The organism is Alicyclobacillus fructus, assembly GCF_017329605.1.
Taxonomy (GTDB): Bacteria; Bacillota; Bacilli; order Alicyclobacillales; family Alicyclobacillaceae; genus Alicyclobacillus; species Alicyclobacillus fructus.
On record NZ_JAFMTY010000010.1, the window covers coordinates 88,265 to 99,725 of the forward strand.

General features: G+C 63.5%; 12 protein-coding genes. All 12 read left to right on the forward strand.

Translation table 11 applies throughout. The annotated features are described in order from the left end of the window. The first annotated feature begins 14 nt into the window (after positions 1-14). The 12 genes from acpP to trmD all read left to right on the forward strand — a co-directional run bounded on the left by acpP (position 15) and on the right by trmD (position 11,104). Positions 15-254 carry an acyl carrier protein gene (gene acpP, locus J3481_RS07105; RefSeq protein ID WP_008340535.1) on the forward strand — a complete coding sequence of 80 codons (240 nt, stop codon included), beginning with the start codon at positions 15-17 and terminating at the stop codon, positions 252-254. A 70-nt stretch (positions 255-324) separates the two neighbouring features. Next, positions 325-1,566, forward strand: a complete 1,242-nt coding sequence (fabF, locus tag J3481_RS07110) for a beta-ketoacyl-ACP synthase II (protein ID WP_206831181.1) — start codon at positions 325-327, stop codon at positions 1,564-1,566. Between the two features lie 116 nt (positions 1,567-1,682). After that, positions 1,683-2,408, forward strand: a complete 726-nt coding sequence (rnc, locus tag J3481_RS07115; RefSeq protein WP_206831180.1) for a ribonuclease III — start codon at positions 1,683-1,685, stop codon at positions 2,406-2,408. Beyond that, entirely contained in the window at positions 2,389-5,961 is a 3,573-nt protein-coding gene (gene smc / locus J3481_RS07120; RefSeq protein ID WP_206831179.1) for a chromosome segregation protein SMC, read from the forward strand. Before rnc ends, smc begins: the two co-directional genes overlap by 20 nt. A gap of 33 nt (positions 5,962-5,994) precedes the next feature. Then, a complete protein-coding gene (ftsY, locus tag J3481_RS07125; protein ID WP_206831178.1) occupies positions 5,995-6,915 on the forward strand; it encodes a signal recognition particle-docking protein FtsY in 921 nt (306 codons plus the stop codon). A gap of 17 nt (positions 6,916-6,932) precedes the next feature. Next, entirely contained in the window at positions 6,933-7,343 is a 411-nt protein-coding gene (gene ylxM / locus J3481_RS07130; protein WP_328702061.1) for a YlxM family DNA-binding protein, read from the forward strand. Then, on the forward strand, positions 7,321-8,763 hold the full coding sequence (ffh, locus tag J3481_RS07135; protein WP_206831177.1) for a signal recognition particle protein: 1,443 nt from the start codon (positions 7,321-7,323) through the stop codon (positions 8,761-8,763). Before ylxM ends, ffh begins: the two co-directional genes overlap by 23 nt. Positions 8,764-8,789: 26 nt before the next feature. Beyond that, entirely contained in the window at positions 8,790-9,065 is a 276-nt protein-coding gene (gene rpsP / locus J3481_RS07140) for a 30S ribosomal protein S16 (protein ID WP_012810708.1), read from the forward strand. A gap of 41 nt (positions 9,066-9,106) precedes the next feature. Then, positions 9,107-9,379, forward strand: coding sequence for a KH domain-containing protein (locus J3481_RS07145; protein WP_206831176.1), 273 nt, complete (start codon positions 9,107-9,109; stop codon positions 9,377-9,379). Next, on the forward strand, positions 9,376-9,798 hold the full coding sequence (locus J3481_RS07150; protein ID WP_012810710.1) for a YlqD family protein: 423 nt from the start codon (positions 9,376-9,378) through the stop codon (positions 9,796-9,798). Before J3481_RS07145 ends, J3481_RS07150 begins: the two co-directional genes overlap by 4 nt. Continuing rightward, positions 9,795-10,328 (forward strand): ribosome maturation factor RimM, encoded by a 534-nt coding sequence (gene rimM / locus J3481_RS07155; protein ID WP_206831175.1) that lies wholly within the window; start codon positions 9,795-9,797, stop codon positions 10,326-10,328. The genes J3481_RS07150 and rimM overlap by 4 nt, the downstream gene beginning before the upstream one ends. A gap of 23 nt (positions 10,329-10,351) precedes the next feature. After that, positions 10,352-11,104, forward strand: coding sequence for a tRNA (guanosine(37)-N1)-methyltransferase TrmD (gene trmD / locus J3481_RS07160; protein WP_206831259.1), 753 nt, complete (start codon positions 10,352-10,354; stop codon positions 11,102-11,104). Positions 11,105-11,461 lie beyond the last annotated feature (357 nt).

Below are 11,461 nucleotides of genomic sequence, written 5' to 3' on the forward strand. Positions count from 1 at the left end.
AAGGAGGTGAGACGATGGCAAACGACGTGTTTGAACGCGTGAAGAAGATCATTGTGGATCGCCTCAATGTCGATGAGGATAAGGTGACTTTGGACGCGACGTTCAAGGACGATCTCGGTGCAGACTCGCTGGATATCGTCGAACTCATCATGGAGCTGGAAGACGAATTTGATATGGAGATCTCCGATGAGGACGCTGAAAAGATCAGCACGGTCGGCGATGTGGTTACATACATCGAGCAGCACCAGGGATGATGTGCGAAAACTGGGTAGCATAGTCCCCGTGCGCGAGCCGGGGCTTTATGCTATGTAGGGGGGTGAATTCATGGCACGACGCGTGGTGGTGACGGGGCTTGGCGTCGTTTCTCCAGTCGGCAACAGCGTCCCGGCGTTTTGGGACAGCCTGCTCTCCGGCAGGTCGGGCATTCGGGAGATCGACCGGTTCGATACCTCCGAATATCCCTGTAAAATCGCCGGCTTGGTGAACGATTTCGACCCAGAGCGCTATATCGACAAAAAGGAACTCCGGCACATGGACCTGTTCACGCAGTACGCGCTGTACGCCGCGTACGAGGCGATTCTGCAGTCCAAGCTCGAGATCACCGACGAAAACCGGGACCGAATCGGCGTGTATATCGGCTCCGGTATCGGCGGGATCAGCACGACGCTGTCCAACTACCGGACGCTTATCGAGCGCGGGCCGAAGCGCGTGAGCCCGTTCCTGGTGCCGATGATGATCAGCGATATGGCATCTGGACAAGTCTCGATCGAATTCGGCGTGCGTGGCCCGAACAGCTCCCCCGTGTCCGCGTGTGCGACCGGTTCGCACGCGATCGGCGATGCCTATAAAATCATCCAGCGCGGTGCGGCCGATGTGATGATTGCGGGCGGCGCTGAGGCCGCGGTGGTGGATCTCGCGCTGGCGGGCTTTTGCAACATGAAGGCCCTGTCCACGCGCAACGACGAACCGCAGCGCGCCAGCCGGCCGTTCGACAAGAACCGCGACGGCTTCGTGATGGGCGAGGGCGCCGGGATCCTCGTCCTGGAGGCTCTGGATCACGCTTTGGCGCGCGGCGCCACCATTTTGGCCGAGATCTGCGGCTACGGGATGTCCGGCGATGCGTACCACGTCACCGCACCGGACCCGGAGGGAGACGGCGCCTACCGGGCGATGAAGGCTGCGCTCGAAGACGCGGGGCTCTCGCCGACGGACGTCGACTACATCAACGCGCACGGGACCAGCACCGAGTACAATGATCGGATCGAGACTTATGCGGTGAAGCGGCTGTTTGGCGATCACGCTTACAAGCTCGCGATGAGCTCCATCAAGTCGATGACGGGTCATCTGCTCGGTGCGGCCGGCGGTGTGGAGGCTGTGGCGTGCGTGATGACGCTCGTCGACGGCGTGATCCCGCCGACGACGAACTACGAGACACCCGATCCCGACTGCGATCTCGACTACGTCCCGAATGAGGCCCGCCGGGCCGATGTGAACGTGGTGCTCTCGAACTCGTTTGGGTTCGGCGGACACAACGCCTGCCTGGTGTTCAGGAAGTACGCGCCGTGAATCCGCGAGAAGAGACAAGCCCCTGGCCTGCCCGGGGGCTTTTTACCATGAGGGTTTTGAGGGGCCGCCTCCCTGGGAGACGGCGCCTCAAAGCCCCCAAGGGGGAGAGGAAAGGTTTGCAGAGCAAGTGGCTTGAGTTGCAAGGATTGCTGAATCTTCAATTCAACGATCTCAACCTGCTCAAACAGGCTTTCACGCACGCCTCGTACCGCAACGAGCATCGCAAACTGCACGTCGAGGACAACGAGCGCCTCGAATTTTTGGGCGACGCCGTTCTCGAGCTCGTGGTGAGCGACTTTCTATACCGCACGTATCCGAAGATGCCGGAAGGCGAGTTGACGCGCATGCGCGCCGCGATCGTCTGCGAGGCGTCGTTGGTCCGGTTTGCCAAGCGCTTATCGTTTGACCAGTATATCCGCCTCGGGCGGGGCGAAGAGCGAAGCGGCGGTCGATCCCGTCCAGCACTCCTGGCCGACGTGTTCGAGGCGTTTCTCGGAGCGCTGTATCTGGATCAGGGCCTGGAGGCCGTCCGGCAGTTCGTTCATACCCACATCGTGCCGTATCTCCCGGACGTCTCCGCCGGGCTCGACTACAAGACGGCCCTGCAGGAGCTGGTGCAACAGCGCCACCAGACGCCGGTCCGCTACGTGATTGTGGAGGAGCGCGGGCCGGCGCACGCTCGTGAGTTCGTCGTCCAGGTGGAGTTGGGCGGCGAGGTCCGCGGCGTGGGGATTGGCCGTTCCAAGAAGGAGGCGGAGCAGCAGGCCGCGGCGATGGCCCTGGCCTCGCTGTCCGAAGAACGCTCGGAGGAGCGTGTGAGCGGTGTACCTCAAACAGATTGACATCCTTGGGTTCAAGTCGTTCGCCGACAAAACCCAGATCGTTCTGTCTCCGGGCATCACGGCCATTGTCGGTCCCAACGGGAGCGGCAAGAGCAATATCGCGGACGCGCTCCGTTGGGTCTTGGGCGAACAGAGCGTCCGGAACCTGCGCGGCAGCAAGATGGAGGACGTGATCTTTGCCGGCAGTGAATTGCGCAAGGCCACCAACCTGTGCGAAGTGTCCATCACGCTGGACAACACCGATCATCATCTTCCCGTGACGTTCGAAGAGGTGACCATCACGCGGCGGGCATTCCGCTCGGGCGAAAGCGAATATTGGATCAACCGCCAGCCATGTCGGCTGAAGGATATTCACGAACTGTTCATGGACACGGGGCTCGGCCGAGAGGCGTATTCCATCATTGGGCAAGGGAAAATTGAGGAAATGCTGTCCACGCGGCCCGAGGATCGCCGCGGGCCGTTCGAGGACGCGGCCGGGATCGTGAAGTTCAAGCATCGGCGCAAGGAGGCCGAGCGCAAGCTGGAGGAGACGGCCGCGAACCTGGTGCGCGTCGACGACATTCTGGCGGAACTCGAGGCTCAGCTTGGGCCGCTTGCGGAGGCGCGGCGGATCGCGGAGCGTTACCAGGCGCTGTCGGACGAAATCGAGGAGACGGAGATCTCGCTTCTGGTGGTCGAGATCGACCGGCTGCACGAGCGGTTCGAACAGCTCAAGCGCCAGGTGAGCCGGGAAGAGGCGGCCCGCAACGAGGCGCACGAGCGGTTGCGCCTCGCCGACGAGGCCTGGAAGGCGCGGCGTCAGGCGCTGAACGAAGCGGTGGCTCGGCTGGAATCCCTGCAGCAGGGGTACGTGGAAGTCGTGGAGGCCCGGCAGAAGGCCCATGGGTCGCTGGCGCTCGCGGAGGAGAAGATCGCGGCTCTCGCGCAGCGAGCGGAAGACCGGCACCGGCGCAAGGAGGAGTTGGCGCGCGATCTCGCCGAGATCGATGCCGCCATGCAGGCGGTTGCCCAGGCCGAGGCGGAGGCCGCGGCGGCGCTCGGAGAGCGGCAGCAGCGGCTGGCCGACGCGCGCGAGCGGGCCGACGATGCGAGGCGGCTTGAACTTGCGGACGAGATCGACCGGTTGAGCGGCGAGCTCATCGACGCCAATCACCGGGCGGCGACGCTTCGAAACGAATGGAAGACGCTCGAAGAGAAGGGCCGAGCGGATGCGCTGCGCCACGAGCGATTCGAAGAGGAGGCGGCTCGCATTCGGGCCGAGCGGGATCGCATCGAGGCGGACAAACGCGAACGCGCGAATCGAGCGGAGGAAATCCGCCGCGGACTGAAGGAACTCGAGCTGAAGCTGGCCGCCGTGGAGGCACAGCGCGAACAGGCGGCGTCGGAAGAAGCGGAGGCCGTGACCGCGTGGCACCGGCTCCAGGCCGATATGCAGGGCCTGTCGAGCCGCCTCGAGCTCTTGCGCGATCTCGAGGCGGGCTACGACGGATACGCGCACGGCGTGCGGATGGTGCTTCAGCAGGCCAAGCGAGGTGCGCTGAAAGGCGTGTGTGGATCGGTCGCCGAGCTCATCCGGGTGGAGCGCAGATACGAACTCGCCGTGGAGACAGCGCTCGGCGGCGCGCTGCAGAACGTGATCGTGGAGACGGAACAGGACGCGATGGACGCGATTCGCCTGCTGAAGGCGCGCCAGGGCGGCCGGGCGACCTTTATGCCGCTCGACGTGGTGAAATCGCGGCGCATCGAGGCCGGCGTGTTGTCGCGCGTGTCCGCGGAACCGGGTTTCCTCGGGCTGGCAAGCGATCTCGTCTCCTTTGACGATCGCTTCCGCCAAGCCGTAGAACACCTGCTCGGCAACGTGGTGATTGCGCAGAACCTGGAGTGCGCCAGCCGGATCGCCCGGACGCTCCAGCATCGATTCCGCATCGTCACGCTGGAAGGCGACGTCATTGCGCCAGGCGGCCTGATGACCGGCGGTCACGTCAACCGAAAGGGTCCCGGGCTCCTTGGGCGTCAGCGAGAGCGGGAGGATTTGGAGAACAAGCTGAAGGCACTTGAGGCCGAGCGAGAGCGGTTGACCGCCCTCCAGCAGGAGCTCCGCCAGCGCGTCGTCGAACTGGGGCGTGAGCGCCAGGCGATGGAGGAAGATCGCGCGGTGCGCCTGGCTCAGTTGAAGCAGTATGAAAACGAGGATCGCCAGGCGGACTACGCCTTAAAGACGTTGGCCGAGCGGCTCGAGGCGCTGGAGTGGGAGCGAGAGACCTTAGCGGCGGATCGCTCGCAGCTTGAGCGCCGAAGGGAAGAGGTGCGGCATCAATTGGCGGAGGCGGAGGCCGAGGTTTCGCGGCTCACGGGCGCCATCGCGGAGCGGCGGGAGCGTCTGGCAGCTCTAGAATCGGAGCTCGCGGAGGCGAAGGAGCGGCTGACGGGGCTCCGCATTGAAGTGGCGACGCTCGAGCAGGAACGGGAGAATCTAGCTCATCGAATGGCGGAGTTGCGCGAGCGCAAGTCGCGGCTCGAGCGGGCTCAGGCGGAGATGGCCAAAGAGGAAGCTCGCGACGAGGCCGAGGCGGCGCGCCTTGTGGCCGCGCGGGAAGCGGAGCGAGCGCAGGCCTTGCGGCTCGCCGAAGAACTGGATACGCTCGAACAAGCGCTGGAAGCGGCTCGACAGGCGCGCAACGAGCTGGAGGCCGAGGTTCGCGATCTCGAGGAGGACGTGCGGCGGAAACGGCGCGCCGTGGAGGAACAGGAGGCCGTGTTGCAGCGCGCGCTCGTCGCCGTGGAGCGCGCCGACGCCGATTTGTCCCATGCCCTCGCGAAGATGGGCGAACAGTTCGGCATGACGTATGAGTGGGCCAAGGACCGGTATCCGCTTCGGGGTACCGTGGCGGAGACGGAGCGCCGGTTGGAAGCGCTGCGGCGCGAGCGCGCGGCGCTGGGCGACGTGAATCTCGGGGCCATCGAAGAGCACGAGCGGCTGTCCGAGCGCGTCCGGTTTCTCACGGAACAGCGGGACGATCTCGTCACAGCCCGCCAGCAACTGGAACAGCTGATCGACGAGATCGACCGAGAGATGGCCGCTCGTTTCATGGAGACGTTTCAGCAGATCCGAGTGGAGTTTGGCAAGGCGTTTCACAGCCTATTCCAAGGCGGCGAGGCGGATCTCGTGCTGACCGATCCGGCGGACCCCCTGACGACGGGCATCGAAGTGGTGGCCAAGCCTCCTGGCAAGAAGCTGCAAAACCTCAACCTGCTCTCGGGTGGCGAGCGCGCGCTGACCGCGATGGCGCTCCTGTTCGCGATTTTGCGCGTGCGGCCCGTGCCGTTCTGCGTGCTGGATGAGGTCGAAGCGGCGCTCGACGAGGCGAACGTGGCGCGCTTCGCGCACGAGCTGCGATTGCTGGCCGCGGATACGCAGTTTATCGTCATCACGCATCGGCGCGGCACGATGGAAGAGGCGGACGCGCTGTACGGCGTGACGATGCCGGAGCGGGGCGTATCGTCGCTCGTGAGCGTCCGGTTGAGCGACGAGATGGATTACGAAACGGCGTAGCCCGGTCGAGGCTTTGCGAAGGGAGATAGGGCGTTGGGGCTTTTCGATCGATTCCGCAAAGGGCTTGAAAAGTCGCGGGCTGCCATGGCCGACAGGCTGTTGTCGGTGTTTCGCGGCCGGAAACTGGACGACTCGGTGTTTGACGAGATGGAGGAGACGCTCATCCTGTCCGACGTCGGCGTGGATACCGCGGCCGCGCTCGTGGAGGCCATTCGCCGCGAGGCGCGCAAGCGGCGTATCGAGCGGGCGGAAGACCTGCCGGACGTGATGGTCGACGTCATGGTGGAGTTTTTGGGCCCGCCCGCGGAGATGGCGGAGAATCCGGACGGGCCGACGGTGGTGCTCGTCGTCGGCGTCAACGGCGCCGGAAAGACCACCACCATCGGCAAACTGGCGCACGCTTACAAAGCGCAGGGCAAGCGCGTCATTCTTGCGGCGGCCGACACGTTCCGAGCCGCGGCCATTGAGCAGCTCATGGTGTGGGGGGAGCGGGTGGGCGTCGACGTGGTGCGCCAGGCGCAGGGGTCCGACCCGGCCGCGGTGGTCTACGACGCCATCCAGGCCGCGAAGGCGCGGCGGTGCGATCTCGTCATCTGCGATACGGCGGGTCGGCTGCAGAACAAGACCCATCTGATGAACGAACTCGCCAAGATCCGCAAAGTGGCGGAGCGGGAGCTGCCCGGCGCGCCGCACGAAGTGCTCCTCGTGATCGACGGCACCACCGGGCAGAACGGTCTCGTGCAGGCGCGCGTGTTCAAAGAAGTGGTCCAGGTGACGGGCATCGTGGTCACGAAGCTGGACGGGACTGCGAAGGGCGGCATCGTGTTTCCCATTGTCCGGGAGGAAGGGATTCCGGTGAAGTGGATTGGGCTAGGCGAGGGCATGGATGACCTGCAGCCCTTCGACCCGCGGATGTTTGCGGAGGCCATCTGCCGCCCTGAGACACGGGTGTAAAGGAGATTTGCTTGACAGTGGTTGAAAACCCGGATAGTATGAGAGACGTCACGCGCGTGGGCGATCTGTACGCCTTTTATGAACCGCTTCTCACGGAGCGCCAGCGGCAGATTGTCGAGCTGTACCACTTCGAGGATATGTCCCTCGGCGAGATCGCCGAGATCTTGTCCATCAGCCGGCAGGCGGTTCATGATCAGTTGCGGCGCGTCGAGGATCAACTCGAATCCTATGAAGCCGCGCTTCACCTGCGGGAATTGGCGCGGGCGGAGCGGAAAGCCTGGGAGCAGATGTTGTCGGCATGGCAAGAGGCAGCCGTCTATGTGCCCGAAGAAGTCAAGCGGCGCATGGATGAAGCGATGCGCGCGATGGGCGCCACACTGTCCATCCTGCTGGGAGGTGATGCGGATGTTCGAAAGCCTGTCGAATAACCTGCAGGCCGTGTTTCAGCGTCTGCGCGGCAGAGGTCGGTTGACCGAGGCGGACGTCGATGAAGCGATGCGGGAAATTCGCCGCGCGCTCCTCGCCGCCGATGTCAACGTCAAGGTCGTCCGCGATTTTGTGGAACGCGTGCGCGTCCGGGCGGTCGGCCAGGACGTTCTGAAGAGCCTGACGCCGGGCCAGCAGGTCGTGAAGATCGTCTATGAGGAATTGACGGAGCTCATGGGCGGATCGCAGGCTCGCATCCGCATGGCCCCTAAGCCTCCGACGGTCGTGATGCTCGTCGGCCTGCAAGGCGCGGGCAAGACGACCACGGCGGCGAAGCTCGCCCTCTCGTTCCGTCAACAGAGCCATCGCCCGTTGCTCGTGGCTGCGGACGTGTACCGGCCCGCGGCAGTCGACCAGCTGCGCGTGCTTGGCGGCCAGATCGATGTGCCGGTCTTCTCGTTGGACGGGGCGTCCGCTGTCGAGATCGCCCGGGAGGGGCTTCGCGACGCGGAGCGCCGGGGTGCGGACGTGGTCATCGTGGATACCGCCGGTCGTCTGCACATCGACGAGGCTCTCATGGCCGAGTTGGAGTCGATGAAGCAGGTGCTCGAGCCGCACGAGATCTTGCTGGTCGTCGATGCGATGACCGGTCAAGATGCGGTCCACGTGGCGGAGGCGTTCCATCAGCGGCTGGAGGTCACGGGCGTCATCCTCACCAAGCTGGACGGCGACGCCCGCGGCGGCGCTGCGCTGACGGTGCGGGCTGCCACGGGCTGTCCCATCAAGTTCGTCGGCGTGGGCGAGAAGATCGAGCCGCTGGAGCCGTTTCATCCGGAGCGCATGGCCTCGCGCATCCTGGGCATGGGCGACGTGCTGAGCCTGATCGAGCGGGCGCAGGAGCGGATCGACCTGGAAAAAGCGAAGGAGATGGAGGCGCGGATGCGGTCCGCGAACTTCACGCTCGACGACTTCCAGGAGATGTTTCGGCAGGTTCGCAACTTGGGGCCGCTCGATCAGATTCTGAAGATGTTGCCCGGTATGAACCGGGTCAAGGGGCTGGAAAACCTCGATCTGAATGATCGGCGCTTTCGGCGGTTGGAGGCCATCATTTCCTCCATGACGCCAGAGGAACGCAGGGATCCCGGGATCTTGAACGCGAGCCGCCGGCGCCGCATCGCGAACGGCAGTGGGACGACGGTCCGCGACGTGAATCAATTGGTCAATCAGTTTGAGCAAGTGCGCGAGATGATGAAGCATCTCACCGGCGGAGGCAAGCGCGTGGGCCGCCGGCAGGCGATGAACGCCCTTCGCGCCATGGGCGGCGTGCCGGGGTTGACAGGCGGTGCGGGTCTGCCTCATCTCGGCGGCGCGGAAGCCGGACCGCCTCGCGAACGCGTGCATCGCAAGAAAAAGAAAAAGTGATCAAGGATTTGGGAGGTCGATGAATCATGGCATTGAGGATTCGTCTGAAGCGGATGGGAGCCAAGAAGCGCCCGTTCTACCGCGTCGTGGTGGCCGAGGCGCGTTCGCCGCGCGACGGCCGGTTTGTCGAGGAGATCGGCACTTACAATCCGCTGACCGATCCGGCAGAAATCCGGATTGACGAAGAGCGTGCGCTTCACTGGCTTCGCACGGGGGCGCAGCCGTCCGATCGCGTCCGCTATTTGTTCCATCTGCAGGGCATTCTGAAGAAGTTTCACGAGGAGAAATTTCAGAAGAAGTAATCTGCGGGCGGCCCAGTGCCGCCCTTCGGAGTGATCGGTCCGTGCAGGATTTGGTGGAGTTTTTGTTTCGGTCGTTGGTGACGCGCCCGGACGATGTGCGCGTCGAAGCGCGCCAGGAGGGAGATCTCACCACGTACCGGGTGACGGTGCACCCGGACGACGTGGGGCGCGTGATCGGGCGACAGGGCCGCATCGCCAACGCCGTGCGCAGCGTGGTGGGCGCGGCCGCGCACCGGCAGGGCCGGCGCGTTCACGTCCTCATCGGAGGATCAGAGGAAAGCAGTTTCAAAGAGGATGCGGGGAGATCGCAATGAAAATTCGACAGCCGGTAGCCGTGAAATTCATTTTGACAGAGACCGCCAAGCAGCAGATTATCGCTGAGCAGCGTCGGCAAATTGACCAAATTCAGAATGAGCTCGAGCAATTGGAGCAGCAGGGGAAAATCGCCATCGAGCAAGCCATGGCACAAGGGGGCGAGATCGCCCAGCAAGTTCGGCAGCAGCTCGAGAACGAGCGCCGGGTCCGCGAGCAACGGCGGGAGGAGTTGTTCCGGCAGATGCAACAGATCCAACAGCTGGAGCTCGGCACGGAGATTCAGAACATGACGGTCGAAACGGTGGTCGATGTCAAGCCGGGCGACGATTGGACCAAGGTGTTGCTCGGGGCGGAGATTATCGTGAAGGACGGGATTGTCGTCGAACTCCGCCAGAATGGGCAGCGGATCGAAGGGTGACGGCGTATTACACCGTGGGTGTGGTGACGAAGCCGCACGGCCTTCGCGGAGAGGTTCGGGTCTATCCGCGCACGGACTTTCCTGAGGAGCGGTTTGCACCAGGATCGCGGCTGTGGCTGCGGCCGCCCGGATCGGAGCCCGTGGCGCAGCTCGAGGTGCGAAGCGGACGACAGCATCAAAACCTCTGGATTGTCGGATTTAAGGGTTACGACGCCATTTCGGACGTGGAGTCTTGGCGCGGCTATGAATTGTGCGTTCCCGAGGATATGCTCCACCCGCTCCCTGAGGGCGCTTATTACTATCATCAGCTCGTCGGGCTGGAAGTCGTCTCGGATCAAGGTGAACACCTCGGCGTGCTCGCGGAAGTGTGGACACCAGGCGCCAATGACGTATACGTCGTGCGAAAGCCCGGGGAACCCGATCTCTTGCTCCCTGCCATCCGAGATGTCATCTTGTCCGTGGACCTTGAGGCGCGCCGTATGACCGTTCATCTTCTGCCTGGTCTTCGGGACGGCGAGGAGGACGAGTGAAGGTGCCGCTTCATGTCGTCGTCATGACCCTCTTTCCTGGGATGTTCACCGGGGTTTTGGGCGAGAGCATGCTGAAGCGGGCTCAAGAGTCCGGCGCGCTTGAAGTGGAGCTCATCGATTTCCGCGAGTACGCGACGGATCGGCATCGCACGGTGGACGATGCGCCGTACGGCGGAGGAGCTGGCATGTTGCTGAAGCCGGATCCGATCTTCGCGGCGATGGACGATCTGCGCACTCGCGTGGGCGAAGGGAGCCCTCCGGAAGAACGGGTGATTTTGCTCAGTCCTTCTGGACGCCGCTTCACGCAGGCTATCGCGGAGGAATACGCGAAGAGCCGACGCCTGATTCTGTTGTGCGGTCATTACGAGGGATTTGACGATCGCGTCCGTCAGGGGTTGGCCACCGAGGAACTTTCGCTGGGAGATTTCGTGCTGACGGGGGGCGAGATCGCGGCGATGGCCGTGATTGACGCCGTCGCGCGCCTGCTTCCGGGAGTCCTCGGCAATTCCGCTTCGGCTGAGGATGAATCGCACACGTCCGGATTGCTGGAGTACCCACAGTTCACGCGTCCGGCGGAGTTTCGGGGCATGCGGGTGCCGGAGACACTGTTGTCGGGGCACCATCTGAATATTGAAATTTGGCGCAGAAAGCATGCGTTATACCGCACGTGGAAGTACCGCCCGGATCTTCTTCGTCATGCACAGTTGACCGATCAAGACCGGGCATGGTTGCAAGCTTTTGCGGAAGGGGATTTTTCCGGCATCGAGGTGTGGTGAATGCTGGGCGACAACACAGTCCCAGCAGGCGCGAGAGACAAGGCTGTATCCCGGTAATGGCGCCTGCCGGGGCTGTGCTTAGAGTACGGCTGTTGTCACTTCTCCGTGAGGGCGCGAGCCTAATCCGACGGTGCGTATAAACGGTGAGCGCTTGGGGTATCGTTTGGATTGCGATCCCCCTTGACAGGCAGGGGGCAGGGGTGATAGTATCATTCTCGCCGCCCGCGAGGCGGCGCGAAAGCCGCGGGATACTGCGGGGTCGCTCCTTGAAAACTAAACACACAAGACCACCAAGCCCGTGAGTCTTGACGACCACGAAGTCAGGATAAACTGTTTGGATTGAGAGTTTGATCCTGG